Origin of the sequence: Mangrovimonas sp. DI 80, assembly GCF_001975575.1 — a bacterium.
In the GTDB taxonomy this organism is placed as follows: Bacteria; Bacteroidota; Bacteroidia; order Flavobacteriales; family Flavobacteriaceae; genus Mangrovimonas_A; species Mangrovimonas_A xylaniphaga.
Window position 1 is genome coordinate 46343 of record NZ_MSDT01000002.1, and the last position, 15357, is coordinate 61699.

A 15357-nucleotide genomic window follows, 5' to 3' on the forward strand; every position below is an offset into this window, starting at 1 on the left:
GTTAACTACCAACCAGCGTTCTGTTGAAGAACACCACCCGATAATGTAATTTGCGTATTTGGAATTTGAGACAACCCTTGAGTAGTTTGGAAATTAGCTCCAGAAATACTTTTAGTTTCCTCAATGTTACCTGTTAGCACTGTAGTACTTTCTTCAAGTTCAGCAGCAGCAGTTCCTACACCTTGACGCATTAAATCCCAATATCTAATACCTTCCAAAGCAAACTCCTTGTGTCTTTCCTTTAAAAGGTTTTCAGCATTAAAGGCCAATGGTGTAAAATTATTTCCGTAAGCACGTTGTCTTACTTGGTCGAAGTAACTTTGCGCACTTCCACTACCAAGTTCAGCAGCCATTAATAACACATCTGAATATCTAATAGCAAAGTAATCCTGGTATTGTTCAATTTGGAAATCTCCTGTAGCTAAAATTTGTGTAGTGCTAACTAGATTACCAGCTTCATCATAGGCAGACATAGGTGTATACTTCTTGTTGTAGTAACCAGTATATTCTCTTTGACCTTCAAAATTATCAAAAGGAATACCTTCTTCATCTACTGCTATCACAGTTGCAAAACGTCTGCTATCACCATCGCTATACAAGTCATATAATTTTTCAGTAGCTGTGATTCCCCAACCATTTCCATAAGGGAAACTCATGAACTCACGCATACCAAATAATACCATCCAATGGTTACCGTCCGTATTTCCGTTATAGTCACTAGTATAGGTATACTTTACAGAAAACACAATTTCTTCATTGGCTTCACCTGCATACGTAGTGCCATCTTCATTAGTACTAGCCGCTGGCCATAAATTCGCAAAATCTGATACCAAAGCATGACCACTGGAAGCAATCACATCTTCCATATGTGCCAAAGCATCGGCTTGCGATACCAAACCAACCAAATCTGAAGTCCCATAGTATCCTGTATAATATAGGTATACACGTCCTAACATAGCCTTAGCAGCCCAACGTGTTGCACGTCCATTGGCCACTTCGGTGTAGGCTTCATTTGGAATATTTTCAGCAGCATACAATAAATCTTCTGCAATCACAGTATATACATCTGCTGGATCTGCTTGAGGAATATTTTCGGTTGAAGGCTCTGTTAACAATGGAACGTTCCCCCAAAGGCGTACCATATCAAAATATAGATAGGCTCTGATGAAACGGGCCTCTCCAACATAACGGTTTCTTAAATCTTCGTTGCCAGTCCAATCTATTTGATCGATTCTTTGCAACAACACATTACAACGATATAGTGCTTGGTAATACTTAACCCAAGTGTCGTTGTACAAGTCCTGGAATGCAGGGGCTACGCTCATATCAAATTCATCGATTGCTTGGTAATCTGGGTTATCTGAATATCCCAAACCACTGAAACAATCGTCTGACATTACTTCCGAAGCGGTATAGAAGGTTCTTCCCGAGGCTCCAGTAACTACCTGCAAGCCATCATAACACCCAACCAAAGCTGAATAGGCGTGTTCCGGAATTTGGTAAAAACTTTCGTCTGTGGTATCTGTTATGGGAGCCGTGTCCAAAAAGTCATCAGCACAACCCACCATGGCCAGCATTCCCAATGCCACTATATATTTATTTATTTTTTTCATGGTTCAATTTTTAAAATTTAACGTTTAACCCCAACATATAGGTTCTAGGTCTTGGGTAATACCCTACGTCCACTCCAGATGAGAAACTGTAATTATCATCGGAAATACCAAATCCTACTTCTGGATCCATACCGTCATAATCTGTAAACGTATAAAGGTTCAATACAGAGAAGTACAAACGGAATTGCTCAGCAAAGAAATTTTTGTTTTTAGAACCTCTTGCAATGTCATACCCTAAAGTACCCGTACTGATTCTTAAGAAATCTCCATCGTGAACAAAAATATCAGAAAACGTACTGTAATTTTTGTTGTCCACAGTTACTCTTGGAAGCGTATTTGAAGACCCTGGTCCATGCCAACGATCTAAAATTTGTCCAGTCCAGTTTTGGTTTGCAGAAATGTTTCTGTAGGACTGTACAATTTGGTTACCTGCTACACCATTAGCCTGTAAAGAAAAATCAAACGCTTTATAGTTAAATCCTAAAGAGAATCCATAAGTGAAATCTGGATTTGGATCTCCTATTTCGGTTCTATCATCCCCATCAATCACACCATCACCGTTTGTATCTTTATAAATTAGATCTCCAGGTTGTGCACTTGGTTGCAATAAGTCTCCATTAGCATTTACGTAGTTGTTAATGTCTGCTTCAGTTTGGAATACGCCAGCCGTTTCATATCCCCAGAAGTATCCAAGAGGATGTCCTTCTTCAGCTCTATAAAACTCTTGAGAGTTATCCCATAATTGACCACTAGCACCGTGAATAATCCCATCTTCTGTTGGGATTTCACCAACTTCATTTTTGTTGTAAGCACCGTTGAAACTGAAATTATAACTAAAGTCCTCGTTCACGTGGTTGTTATATCCCAACACAAATTCAACCCCAGTATTAACTACACTACCTCCGTTGATATAAGGTGCATCTGCTCCTGTGGTTGCTGGAATTGGCGCCAATACCAACCAATCTTTTTGAGTTTTACGGTACCAGTCGAAAGCAAGGGTTAACTTAGAATCCAAGAATCTGGCATCAAATCCAAAATCCAACTCCTCTGCTGCTTCCCACTGTAAGTTCTCATTTCCTAATCTGTAAGGATAGGCCCCAGGAGTCAACACGCCTTCATCTCCTCCAAAAATATAGTTGGTGTTGCTTGTTCTTACCAAACCTAAGAATTGGAAGTTCCCAACATTTTGGTTACCAACTTGACCCCAGCTACCTCTAAGTTTCAAGTAATTCATGAAAGAATCGCCATCTCCCATAAAATCTTCTTTACTGATAACCCAACCTGCAGATACAGATGGGAAGTACCCCCAACGGTTACCTCTAGCAAATTGTGAAGATCCATCGGCTCTAAAAGTAGCATTCAACAAATACTTCCCTTTATAGTTGTAGTTCAATCTTCCAAAATAAGACATTCTCTTTGAAATATTTTCTGGACCTCCAGAAAGAGAAATTTGTGTACCATCGGCATTAGTAGCATTGCTTAACCAAGCATGCGTTAAATCGTCATAGATCAAGTCTATGTTCGATCCAGACATAAAGTGACCATCATATTTGAAAGCCTCTGTACCCAACATAGTTTCGAAATGGTGATTTTCTCCCAAATCAAAATCATAGCTCAATAAATTAGTCCATATCAAGCTTTTTCCTTTGCTCATATTTTGATTCACACTTCTTAAATTACTGAAGGCGTAAATAGACAATTCATAAATTGGCGAAAAACTGTGCCCTTGACTAGCATAGTAATCTATCCCCAAATTGGTTCTAAAATTTAAATTTTTAGCCAATTCGAAATCAAAATAAACGTTACCTACTAACTTTTGGGTATCATTTTCGTTTTGGTTGGAATACACCATTTGCGCATATGGGTTAGATACCCCTTGTAACCAAGGTTCGCTATATCCTGTTGAATTGAAGAATTCTCCATTGGCATCATACATTGGGAACAATGGGTTAGTTTGGAAAGCACCTCTTAAAGAGTTGTTGTATTGATTTCCAACCCCGATACCATTATTGTTGATCCAAGCGAAACTGAAGTTTTCACCAAACTTGATTCTGTCCCCATACAATTTATGCTCAGAGTTAAATCTGAAGTTGTAACGCTCGTAATATGAATAATCTGAACCACCTACAATACCTGCTTGGTTCAAATAAGACAATGAAGATGAATAGGTCGATGTTTCAGATCCCCCAGTGATTCCTAAAGTATAGTTTTCAGTAGGAGCAGTTTCGAACATTTCGTCCATCCAATCTGTACCATTACCAGCATTGGCAATATCATCATCAGAAAACTGTCTAGCCATTCCAGAATTGATTCTAGCTTCATTTATCATGGTCATATACTCCGTAGCATTTAGCATGTCTATCTTTTTAGCCAACGTTTGTACCCCATAAAATTGGTCGAAGGTGATTTGTGCTTTTCCTGCCTTACCTTTTTTGGTAGTAACCAATACTACCCCGTTAGCTGCCTGAGACCCATAGATAGCCGCAGAAGCAGCATCTTTTAAGATAGAGATGCTTTCAATATCGGCATTGTTAAGATACGAAATATCTCCGGTTTGCACACCATCTACAATGTACAATGGCGAATTGCTTCCTGCAGATCCCAAACCACGAATTACTACATTCATAGATTCTCCAGGTTGCCCCGAAGTAGAGGTAATTTGTACCCCTGCCGCTTGCCCTTGCATAGCTTGAAGAGCATTGGTAGTACTTTGCTTTTGAAGGGCCTCTCCATCAACCTGCAGATTGGCTCCAGTGGTCAACTCTTTCTTTTGAACACCGTACCCAACTACCACCACTTCACTCAATTCTTCAACATTAGTCTCCAATTGAATGTTAATTGTGGTTCTGTTTTGAACACTTACCTCCTGGGTTTTGTATCCAACATAACTCACTACCAACACCGCATTTGGCGATACCGTTAGCGAGTAGTTTCCGTCGAAATCTGTGGAGGTTCCTTTTGTTTCGTTGCCCTTTACAATAATCGATGCTCCGGGAATAGGCATTCCATCTGCAACATCTTTTACTACTCCGGACACAGTGATTTCACTTTGCGCAAACATGGATTGTGTACTGAATGCACAAAGTAAAATTGCCACCAAAATGGCCAACACTCCAGAAGAGTCATAAAATTTACTTCTCATAATGAAAAACGTTAGTTTAATTGATTAATTTAAATGTTAATTAGTAAGCGTTCGCAATGATTTGTTCAAACAATTCTTGCTTGCCGCTTATTTGCTGTGGTTCCCCATTTGCTCTTCCAATTTTGCTTAGCTCTTCCAAGGTCAATTCTCCCTTTTCAAACTTAGCGCCATTACCGGAGTCAAATGATTGGTAACGTTCTGTTCTTAACTTTTTATAGTTGGTATTCTGTAAAATATGATCTGCACATATCAACCCTCTAGCAAAAATATCCATACCAGAAATGTGGGCGATGAATCTATCTTCAAGGTCTGTTGAGTTTCTTCTCACTTTCGCGTCGAAGTTGACACCTCCACCTTGGATACCGCCTCCTTCAAGAATCACAAGCATGGCTTGGGTAATCTCATAAACATCAATTGGGAATTGATCTGTATCCCAACCGTTTTGATAATCTCCGCGGTTAGCATCAATACTTCCAAGTAATCCAGCATCAACCGCAACTTGTAATTCATGCTCAAATGTGTGCCCAGCCAAGGTTGCGTGGTTCACTTCCAAGTTCAGTTTGAAATCCTTTTCAAGACCATAATGTCTCATAAACCCAACACAGGTAGCTGCATCAAAATCGTATTGGTGTTTTGATGGCTCCATTGGTTTTGGCTCAATTAAGAAATTCCCTTTAAATCCTTGGCTACGTCCATAATCTCTACACAAGGTTAAAAAACGAGCCATATGTTCCTGCTCACGTTTCATATCGGTATTTAGCAAGCTCATATATCCCTCGCGGCCACCCCAGAATACGTAGTTTTGTCCACCTAAGGCAATGGTAGCATCCATAGCTATTTTAACCTGCGCTCCCGCATAGGCTACAACGTCGAAATTAGGATTCGTAGAAGCTCCGTTCATGTATCTTGGATTCCCAAACAAGTTGGAAGTTCCCCAAAGCAATTCAATTCCTGAATCGGCTTGCTTTTGCTTCGCATATTCCACCATTTGCTGAACTCTATTTTCAAATTCAGCCAAGGTTGGAGCCTCGTCTACTAAATCTACGTCATGAAAACAGTAAAACGGAATTCCCATTTTTGACATAAATTCAAAACCGGCATCCATTTTATCTTTTGCTCTCTGCACCGCATCTTCACTTTTATCCCAAGCAAAAACTGATGTTTCCTTACCAAAAGGATCTCCTCCTTTATCACACAGTGTATGCCAGTAGGCCATTGCAAAACGCAAATGGTCCTTAAGCGGCTTCCCTGCTACAATTCTGTTGGCATCATACCATTTAAAAGCTAGTGGGTTATCACTCTCTCTTCCTTCATACTTAATAGTATCGATTCCTTTAAAGTAAGCCTGTTGGCTATTTGTACTCATAATTAAATTTCTTGAAGTTTAATGTGTTCTTTCCAATTAAAATATATGTCCTCGTACTGTGCCGCCAAATCCTTGTTAGGTTCCAACTGCTCAATACATTCCAAATCACCAAAAGCCTCCGCCAAAGTTTTATAAAATCCAAAGCCATAGGCCGCACCTCTAGCTGCACCTTCAGACCCCGAATTGTTATAAAGCTCCAATGAAGTTTTGGTTGTGTTCACAAAAATTTCTCTAAATACCGGGCTCAAGAATAAATTCCCTTTGGAAGCCCTAACTATGTTCCCGGAAACCCCAATAGATTTCATGACATCAAACCCATAATTCATAGCAAATACAATGCCTTCACAGGCCGCTCTTACCAAATAATTGGAATTATGGATATTGAAGTTTAAGTTCTCAATTCCGGAGTTGACCTCCTTATTGTCAAAAATGCGCTCTACGCCATTCCCAAAAGGATAGAACCTTAAGCCCTTACTTCCTATTTCAGCTTTTGCTGCGGCACTATTTAAAAGTTCATAGGAAACTAATTCATCACTTCCTAGAGACATCATTTTTCTTAACCATTGATACAAAATCCCAGAGCCATTAATACACAATAGCACGCCGTTGCGCTTTTGAAGCTCTGTATTGTTCACATGCAAAAAGGTATTCACCCTGTTTTGCTGGTCCATATGGTTTTGATCCGAAACCGCATAAATCACCGCCGAAGTTCCCGCAGTGGTCGCAATTTCACCTGGATTCAAGACATTCAAAGACATAGCATTGTTTGGCTGATCTCCCGCACGATAGGTAACTTTCACTTTTGGATCCAATCCCAAATCGGCCGCAATAGCAGGATCAATAGTGGCGTGCTCACCAAATGTTGGCACGATTTCCGGAATTTTACCCAATGGTAATCCTATGCCATCCAAAATCTCGGTTGCCAATCTATTTTCCTTAAAATTCCACAAAGCCCCTTCAGACAAACCAGAAGTACTGATTTGAGGCACACCCGTAAATTTAGCCGCGATGAAGTCCCCAGGAAGCATCATATAAGCCGCCTTGGCAAACACCTCTGGCTCGTGTTGTTGCACCCATTTTAGCTTAGAAGCCGTAAAGTTACCAGGTGAGCCTAATATTTGCTGTTGGCAAGCCTCAGTCCCGATGGATTCGTAATACTGCCTCCCAATTTCAGCTGCTCTTCCATCACACCAGATAATGGATGGACGCACTGGGTTTAAAACCTCATCCACCAATACCAAACCGTGCATTTGGTAAGCTATACCAATAGCAACGATTCGCTTAACATCTATAGAGTACTTGTTTTTAAATTGTGAAATTCCGCCTTTGATATACTCCCACCAAAGATTGGGATCTTGTTCAGCCCACCCCAATTGAGGCGCATTGATTTCTGTTTCAAAATCAGGTACAGAAATTGTCTTCAACACACGTCCGTTATCCCCATCGAATACGGACATCTTAATTGAAGAACTACCTAAATCTATTCCTAAAAAGTACATGGATAGATATATTTTAGTTTCAAATAGTTTAAAAGACTATTAGTATTTGCCCAAACCTCATCATAACCTCCTCATTTTAAAAACCATGGTCTTAAACAATTCTTATGGTTATTTTGACTACAAGTATACGCAAGATTGTTGGATTTAACAAAAAATTAATGTTTATTTTTCAATTTTCTTAAAAAAAATTTAATTAAATGAGTATTTCGTAATATCTTTGAACTCAAATCGATAAGGGTTTTAACAATCTTTTTTGCACACGCTCTTTTCCGATTCATCCTGAAATATCTTATTTTGCCATTTTATGGTCCAAAGGACATTTACATTTACCCCTGGCCATAAAATTAGTTTTCGACATTTACAGCATCATGCCAATGATTAAAAAATTTATTGACGAAGAGTCTGGAAAGGTAATCGAACGCTCTGTAATGAATTCTATTACAATCGATTGCGTAATTTTTGGTTTCGACAAAGGAAGCCTTAAAGTTTTATTGGTTGAACACGCCGAGGGTATCAGTAAAGGAAAGTGGGCCCTACCGGGAGGTTGGATTAAGGAAGAGGAAAGCATTGACAACGCCGCCCACCGATTGCTAAGGGAACTTACCGGCCTTGACAACATCTACCTAGAGCAGTTAAAAGCTTTTGGTGATCCTAACCGTTTCCCTTTGGGACGCGTTATCACCATAGGCTATTACGCCCTTATAAAGATTGAAGACTATAACATTACCGCCGGATTTACAGCCTCGGATGCCAAATGGTACGAAGTAGCCGATATCCCTGAGCTTATTTACGACCACAACAAGATTATCAATTTCAGTTTAAAACAATTACGAAACAGAGTAAAACAAGCCCCCATAGGCTTCAATCTTTTACCGGAAAAATTCACCCTTCTGCAACTTATGCAGCTATACGAGCAGATCTTAGGTATCGAAATGGACAAGTCCAATTTCCGAAGAAAAGTTTTACGCATGAAGCTCCTACAAGCTTTGGACGAAAAACAACAAGATGTTTCCCATAGAGCAGCCAAACTATATCGTTTCGACTACGCCATCTATAAAAAGCTCACAGAAAAAGGATTTAATTTTGAGTTTTAATTTTTGTACAAAGAAAAAAGAGCCTGAACTTCAGTTCAGGCCCTAATTCACAAAATCAACTCAAACAAAATTATTCATTTACTGTGCCGTCCAGCCACCATCCAAAGTAAAGGACGAGCCGGTAATGGTTTTTGAAGATTCTTTTGCCAACAATAATGCCATATCGGCAATAGCCTCTACAGGCACAAACTCTTTCACCGCCTGTTTTTTCAACATCACCTTAGCAACCACCTCATCTGGTGTCATATTATGAGCCTTTGCCTGATCCTGAATTTGCCCTTCAACCAAAGGCGTTTTGACATACCCAGGACAAATGGCATTCACCGTAATATTACATCCAGCACCTTCCAATGCCAACACTTTGGTCATCCCAATCACGCCATGCTTCGAAGCCACATAGGCCACTTTAAATTCAGACGCCCTGAGACCATGCACAGAAGACACATTAATGATTCTTCCAAAATTCTGCCTCTTCATATACCCCCAAGCTTCCTTGCTGGCAAAAAAAGCAGCATTAAGATTAATAGCTATAATATTCAAATATTTTTGATCAGGAAATTCTTCTATTGGCGACACAAATTGAATTCCAGCATTGTTCACCAACACATGGATCGTCCCGAAATACGCCACAGCATCCCGAACCAGTTGTTTCACCTCCTCCGCATCCAATAAATTTGCGTTGGAAAAAGACGTCTTTACATTAAATTCTTCAGAAATTCCTTTAGCAATCTCTGCTCCATTCACTTCTAGGCCATGAAACATTATGTGATAGCCATTGGCCGCAAATTGTCTCGCAATCCCAAGCCCAATACCACTGGTACTTCCAGTTATCAACGCTACTTTATCCATGCTTCAAAAATTTATAAAGTTCATAATTAAAAGCCCCTGCTTGATCCATAACCACCCCATGTCTTGAATCTTTGATTACAACCAATTCTGCATTTGGAAGCTCATTGACATAGGCTTTTTTAAAATCAACAGGCGTATAATCCATATCTGAAGCAATCACTAAAGTCTTAGCTTTGATTTTCTGGATTTTATCTCCCAGCCCCCATTTCATCAAGGTCACAAAAGATTGGTAATAAGCATTCAAATCATTTTGTTTGCAACGCTTTTCAAAAGCCTCTCGCATGTCTTCCTGACCTTCTTCAGGAAACATATTGAAAGCAATTTGTTCCGCTAAAGGACCAATCCCAAATTCATTTAAGGATTTGGTTCGCTCAGCAACCATCTGGTCACCTATATCACCCATAGCATTAAAATCTGGACCGCTATTTACAATTACCAATTTGTCCACCATTTCAGGAAATTGGCTCGCAAACTGAAAAGCCACCGCACCACCCATGGAAAATCCAACAATAGTGACTTTCCCAATATTTAGCTGCTCCAGAAATTGCCTAATGTCCTCGGTCATAAAGTCAACCCCATACCCCTCTTCTGGTTTTGAAGTTTCCCCATGTCCTCTTAGGTCAACCGTGATTACTTTAAATTCCTTTGAAAAGACTGGGACTTGCGCATCCCAGTCTTGTTTTGTTGAGCCTAATCCATGGAGTAACAAAAGTGCATTTCCTTCTCCTGCCACCTCATAGCTTAGGTCGATATTATTTACTCTCAAAAAAGGCATTTGCAGTGAATTAGTTAATAGCCGATTTTTTCTTAAAGAAATTCACTTGATATTTCAACTCGACAGAGAATAAAGTCTCTATTACAGGAGAGGCCACGAACTCACGAACCTCAGCATTGAACAAGTTGGTAACACTTGCCCCAACAGAAAGCTCATCTGTTATATAATACCCTACATTAGCATCTACTGTAAATCCTCCAAGAGGACCATAGTTCCAGGATCTTCCATTTCTAGCGTTCTCAATAACATCATCAACTCCATCCCCATTCAAATCTTGAGTTTCGGCTGCCGTATAGATCCCTGAGAAGAAGTCGTAATCCTGTACCCATCTTCCAAAAATGGATCCATAGAATTTGTTTTTAGAATAATGCAATCCTAGAGCCAACTTGTTTGCCGGCGTGTTCACAGGCAATTCAGTTTCCAATACTTGCCCATCCAAATTTCCATCATTGGCAGGATCGTTTTTATCTAAATCCCTTCCGAAATAAGAATAATTAAGCGTTGCTCTAAACGCATCTGAGAAGTAATAATTTAAACCAACATCAAATCCATAAGTATCTACTTTACCAAAGTTTTGATAGGTTAAAACTACAGCACCATTAGATCCAGGCACGACCTCATCGATTGGCTTATCACCCACATGCGTTACCACAACACCATTGGCAGCATCCGTAATCACTCTTAGTGGACTGATGAAGTTTTCAGATTGGTTGTAATATGCATTGGCATCAATAAATAATTTATTGGCTATTTTTCCTTTGTACCCTATTTCATATGTATTGATAGACTCTACATCCAAAGGAGACACTTTGTTTCCATCAGACAAGGTAAACCCTTCTCCGTTCCCTAATACCAAACCTCCAAAAAGGTTTCCTTTTAAGTTCAAAATAGACGGCACAGCGATTCCTTTTCCATAAGTCACCCTAAGTTGTCCTTCTCCAAGCGCCTTGGTAATAGCTGCCTTTGGAATAAAATTGGAACCATACAAATCATGCTTATCCAATCTGGCTCCAAGAAGGAATCCCCATCCTGAACTTGGAATGCTATATTCCGTTTGCGCATAGAAACCCGTTTGGCCAATGTCAATTCCACCTTCATCCAAAAGATATGTCCCTTTAGAATCGGCCATATCCAATTGGTACTGGGCACCAACAGTTAAATCAAAATTCCCCCAGCTATTGTTGTATTGCAATTCCGAATTGAAACGTTGGGAAGCATCCTTAAACACAGCACCTCTTGGCAATACAATACCAGTATCCGGCCCTGTTGGAAACCATTGCTCCGTATATGATCTTGCCAAAGCCTCTTCTTCCGAAAAACCATTATTTATGAAGGACACATAGTTTTGTGTTCTTTGGTTAATAGCATAAGTATCGTCAGTATTACTCCAAGTATAGTTTACGTTGGCAAAGAAATGCTTGGAAATATATTTTAACTGAGCCACGTCAATGCTCCAATCCTTAATTTGGTTCCTTCCAGCGTTTGTAACCGCTAAATTATTGTTGTTACTGTGACCATAATACCCAATAAGCTCTGAACTAGACGTAGGTCTGAAATACAAACCTGCTCCATACTTTTGAGTATCAAATCTCCTATCCAATTCCAATTCCTTGTAGGCAGTAGTTCCCACATACACACTATCCACATATTCAAAATCCTCTCCTTGAGATCTTTCAAAATGAAACTTGAAAGCAAATTTATCACTAACCACTTGCGCATGACGAGCACGGGCTGTGAATACATTTTGGTTCCCACCTCCCAAGGCCAATGTTGTCCCTTCTGAAGTAAATGGATTTTTAGTTCTAGTACTAATCAGACCATTGTGGGCATTAGGTCCATAAAGTGTTCCGTTTGGTCCTAACAAAATTTCAACTTGCTCGATATCATCTGTAGTTACCGTAGCGAATGTTCCTAATGGCAAACCAGTAGCAATCAAAGTGGATAATCTATCATCCGTTACCTGAAGGTTTTTAGAATTAAAGGCAGAGTTAAATCCTCTAATGTTGATTCCTGTCCCCAAAACCCCGGTTCTCACAAAATCAACCCCTTTTTCACGAGCAGCCAATTCCCCAACATTAAAACCTACATGTTCCTTAATGTCTTTGGAAGTTATCACGTTAACCGTTGCCGGCACATCTGTCATTTTTTGAGGCTTTTTGTTGGCCGTCACCACCACTTGCGAAAGCATACTAGTGGACTCCGCCAAAACTACATTAACCTCAACCGTTTGTCCCGCCTCTACCGAGACTGATTTGGTAATTGTTTCGTATCCCAAATAAGAGAATACAACATTGTAAGTGCCAGCTGGAACATTTTCTATAATGTATGCTCCATCAAAGCCGGAAACCACCCCTTTGTTCAAACTTTCAATATGAACCGTTGCACCAGAAACTGGCACATTGTTCTCATCAAGAGTCAATCCTTTAATACTTCCAGAATCCTGGGCAGAAGCATAAAAAGAAAGTAACAAAGTAATAAGTGCAAAAAATTTCTTCATTGTTTTCATAAATAGTTAATTAGATTACCGCAATCTATCATGAAAATAATTTAATGGCCTATCTGGATTTTTAGCATTTTGCTGCGACTTTTAAGCATCAACTCTCATCAAAACAAACAAAACATATATTTTTAAATGAAAACACTCATTACAATTGCATGTGTGACTTTAGGTATAAAAAAGCTTCAGGAAGGTTATTTGATAGCTTATCGATGACTTGGGTCATCAACAATTTTTGGTTATCTGTCGCTTCAATTCCTTGAATTGGCTCCTTAATTTCCTCCAATAACTTACTGGAATTAATCTCTCCCTCCATATAACGAGACAAGGAAATACTCCACGAAATATTAGGCACGTAATTGCTCTTCCGTTTACGTTCAATTTCCCGTTCCTTCAAATTGAATTTCTTGGTCAGCTTTAAAACCTCTGCATACTTCTCCTGAATAACCAACACATTAATATAGGACGTGAAGAAATGGTGCCATCTATGGTTGAACACTTCCGTTTTATTATGTTTTAAAAACAGCCTAGCCAAAGTTTCTGCTTCATGGTATTTATGAAGATCTGTCAACACCCTAACTTTATAGGACACATAACTGTTTTTCTGGTGGTTGTTATGAGTGGTATCAAACAATGGCTTGTACTCTTCCAGCAAAGAAAAAGCAAGTTGAGTTTTCTTACTCCTCAACGTAATAGCTACAAGGTTATTGAGATACATTAGGGTATCGTCATTATACTGACGAATAGATAAAAACCCGTAATATTCAGCCTTCTGAAGCTCATTGTCTTTGGAATGCATCAGCACCCTATTGGCGTAGTAATTGGAAAGTAAACGACGGGAATACATTTCACCCTGACTAAAAAACACATCTATTTCATCAAACAAGGATCTTAACTTTAACTTTTCATTGTAATTGGTGTACATAAAAGTAAGCAATACAAAAGCCTGATACCTATTTTTCCCATCAACAGTGTTAGACCTAAACACTTCCAATAACCAATCTTCCCAATATTTGGTTTCTTTATTATTTAAGGTGTATTGACTGGTGATTTCCTCGGTGGCATTATAAAGTTTCTCATGGATTTGAATCGCCCTTTCATAATGCTCCCTGTAGGCCTGCAGAAAATCGGCCACTATTTTATGGTCTCGGTATCGCATCCTAATAAGAAGGTAGGACTGATACTCCTTTACCAATTCAAATAAATTCTGAAAGTAATAATCGATATGCTTATAATGATGCAGGAAATGCAGAAACTCTTTTTCGTCCTCATAACTTATGGCATCGGTAAGAATCAATTGGCGCAACCGAAGCAACCACACAATGTTTTTATCGACATCTATAGCCTCCAGCTTTTTGTCTACCCAATTTTTTATATAGGTATACTTTCGCTTGTCAATAGTAACATCGAAATCTACAAAACCGGTTTCTAAAACAGCATTGTCGATAATTCGGGTAAGGATTTGCATTTTTTCGTCATCCTGAATTTGATGACTTAACGAAGCCAAATATTTGGCTTCGTTGGGCAAGATACTTTTACTAAATTCTGTAAACTTCTTAAGTTTAACCTTCATTCTTTAGGGCGTCTCTACAAACTGCGAAATAAAAGCGTTGACTTCCATTGGCTTTTCAAATTGCACAAAATGCCCACTGTCATTTATCATTTTCACCTCAGCTTGTTTCAGTTCCTCTTGGGCCGTTTGCGCTACAGCTTGTGTGGTTAATTGAGGATGAAGATAGCCATTTGGAATCAATTTATCGTTATTGCCAAAAATAACCAACACGGGTTGCTCTATCCTTTTCAAGTCCTCAAACACAGGATCATCCAACATCCCCCAAACACTGCTTACAATGGCTTTGCAGTGCATATCAAAATCGGCCGCATCCCTAATACGCTTTCTATCCACTATCATTTTATCCACCTCTTTTGGTTGCTGAAAAAAGTTGAGCGCATAGTTTCTTTCTATTTGAGCATCGGTGGCTCCTTTTACCACCGCTTCGGTCATTGCACCTTTCATAAGATTGGCCTCCGCTTCAGAAAAACGTTCAATTCCCGCCGGCGCCACAAGTACTAGTTTTGAAATAGCTTCAGGATGATTTACCGCTAATTTTACACTGGCCTGACCTCCCATGGAATGCCCGACCAAAATTACATTTTCAAGCTTCAGTTTAAGGATAAATTGATGTACCACTTCCGCAAAAAACGTAGAGGTATATTGGGTTTCAACAATGGAAGATTTCCCAAATCCAGGCAAATCCAACCCAATGCAAGTGTACTTATCTTTAAGCTCCTGAATATTTTTAGACCAAGCATCGGCATTACTGCTCAACCCATGCACAAACAACAACGTTTGTTCATGATTGCCCTCCTTTACATAAGCCACTTCCAAACTATCCAAAGTGACGTAATGCGTTTTATATTCATATTCTGAAAGCAGCTCTTTCATACTAAGCGCTTTGTTTTGAGAAATTCCTACCATAGACAATAGACAAAAAACAGACAAAAAAAGGAACGATTTCATC

At 39.4% G+C, this 15357-nt stretch carries 10 protein-coding genes; 1 reads left to right on the plus strand and 9 read right to left on the minus strand.

The window, feature by feature from the left end:
• Positions 1-5: 5 nt before the first annotated feature.
• The 4 genes from BKM32_RS00865 to BKM32_RS00880 are packed head-to-tail and all read right to left on the minus strand — an operon-like array spanning position 6 to position 7620.
• The gene (locus BKM32_RS00865; RefSeq protein WP_076662151.1) at positions 6-1613 is read right to left on the minus strand and encodes a RagB/SusD family nutrient uptake outer membrane protein; all 1608 of its coding nucleotides are present in this window, start codon (positions 1611-1613) and stop codon (positions 6-8) included.
• 10 nt (positions 1614-1623) lie between these two features.
• Entirely contained in the window at positions 1624-4755 is a 3132-nt protein-coding gene (locus BKM32_RS00870) for a TonB-dependent receptor (protein WP_076662152.1), read from the minus strand.
• 40 nt (positions 4756-4795) lie between these two features.
• Positions 4796-6121, minus strand: coding sequence for a xylose isomerase (gene xylA, locus BKM32_RS00875; protein WP_076662153.1), 1326 nt, complete (start codon positions 6119-6121; stop codon positions 4796-4798).
• Positions 6122-6123: 2 nt separating this feature from the next.
• Positions 6124-7620 carry an FGGY-family carbohydrate kinase gene (locus BKM32_RS00880; RefSeq protein WP_076662154.1) on the minus strand — a complete coding sequence of 499 codons (1497 nt, stop codon included), beginning with the start codon at positions 7618-7620 and terminating at the stop codon, positions 6124-6126.
• Positions 7621-7994: 374 nt separating this feature from the next.
• Here BKM32_RS00880 and BKM32_RS00885 point away from each other — a divergent pair, with 374 nt between their 5' ends.
• Positions 7995-8714 (plus strand): NUDIX domain-containing protein, encoded by a 720-nt coding sequence (locus tag BKM32_RS00885; RefSeq protein ID WP_076663005.1) that lies wholly within the window; start codon positions 7995-7997, stop codon positions 8712-8714.
• Positions 8715-8792: 78 nt separating this feature from the next.
• Here the strand turns inward: BKM32_RS00885 and BKM32_RS00890 are convergent, their stop codons facing one another.
• The 5 genes from BKM32_RS00890 to BKM32_RS00910 all read right to left on the minus strand — a co-directional run bounded on the left by BKM32_RS00890 (position 8793) and on the right by BKM32_RS00910 (position 15356).
• Positions 8793-9563, minus strand: coding sequence for a 3-hydroxybutyrate dehydrogenase (locus BKM32_RS00890; protein WP_076662155.1), 771 nt, complete (start codon positions 9561-9563; stop codon positions 8793-8795).
• Positions 9556-10338: an alpha/beta fold hydrolase gene (locus BKM32_RS00895; RefSeq protein WP_076662156.1), complete on the minus strand. Its 783-nt coding sequence runs from the start codon at positions 10336-10338 to the stop codon at positions 9556-9558. Before BKM32_RS00895 ends, BKM32_RS00890 begins: the two co-directional genes overlap by 8 nt.
• 10 nt (positions 10339-10348) lie before the next feature.
• Positions 10349-12835, minus strand: coding sequence for a TonB-dependent receptor (locus tag BKM32_RS00900; RefSeq protein WP_076663006.1), 2487 nt, complete (start codon positions 12833-12835; stop codon positions 10349-10351).
• A 148-nt stretch (positions 12836-12983) separates the two neighbouring features.
• On the minus strand, positions 12984-14408 hold the full coding sequence (locus BKM32_RS00905; RefSeq protein WP_076662157.1) for a hypothetical protein: 1425 nt from the start codon (positions 14406-14408) through the stop codon (positions 12984-12986).
• 3 nt (positions 14409-14411) lie between these two features.
• Entirely contained in the window at positions 14412-15356 is a 945-nt protein-coding gene (locus BKM32_RS00910; protein WP_083702055.1) for an alpha/beta fold hydrolase, read from the minus strand.
• Between the last annotated feature and the right edge of the window lies 1 nt (position 15357).

Bases quoted from the DNA above. Each gene is read 5' to 3' on its own strand.
- BKM32_RS00885 (WP_076663005.1), top strand. From the start codon at position 7,995: ATGATTAAAAAATTTATTGACGAAGAGTCTGGAAAGGTAATCGAACGC.
- BKM32_RS00900 (WP_076663006.1), bottom strand. From the start codon at position 12,835: ATGAAGAAATTTTTTGCACTTATTACTTTGTTACTTTCTTTTTATGCT.
- BKM32_RS00895 (WP_076662156.1), bottom strand. From the start codon at position 10,338: ATGCCTTTTTTGAGAGTAAATAATATCGACCTAAGCTATGAGGTGGCA.
- xylA (WP_076662153.1), bottom strand. From the start codon at position 6,121: ATGAGTACAAATAGCCAACAGGCTTACTTTAAAGGAATCGATACTATT.
- BKM32_RS00910 (WP_083702055.1), bottom strand. From the start codon at position 15,356: ATGAAATCGTTCCTTTTTTTGTCTGTTTTTTGTCTATTGTCTATGGTA.
- BKM32_RS00890 (WP_076662155.1), bottom strand. From the start codon at position 9,563: ATGGATAAAGTAGCGTTGATAACTGGAAGTACCAGTGGTATTGGGCTT.
- BKM32_RS00880 (WP_076662154.1), bottom strand. From the start codon at position 7,620: ATGTACTTTTTAGGAATAGATTTAGGTAGTTCTTCAATTAAGATGTCC.
- BKM32_RS00865 (WP_076662151.1), bottom strand. From the start codon at position 1,613: ATGAAAAAAATAAATAAATATATAGTGGCATTGGGAATGCTGGCCATG.
- BKM32_RS00905 (WP_076662157.1), bottom strand. From the start codon at position 14,408: ATGAAGGTTAAACTTAAGAAGTTTACAGAATTTAGTAAAAGTATCTTG.
- BKM32_RS00870 (WP_076662152.1), bottom strand. From the start codon at position 4,755: ATGAGAAGTAAATTTTATGACTCTTCTGGAGTGTTGGCCATTTTGGTG.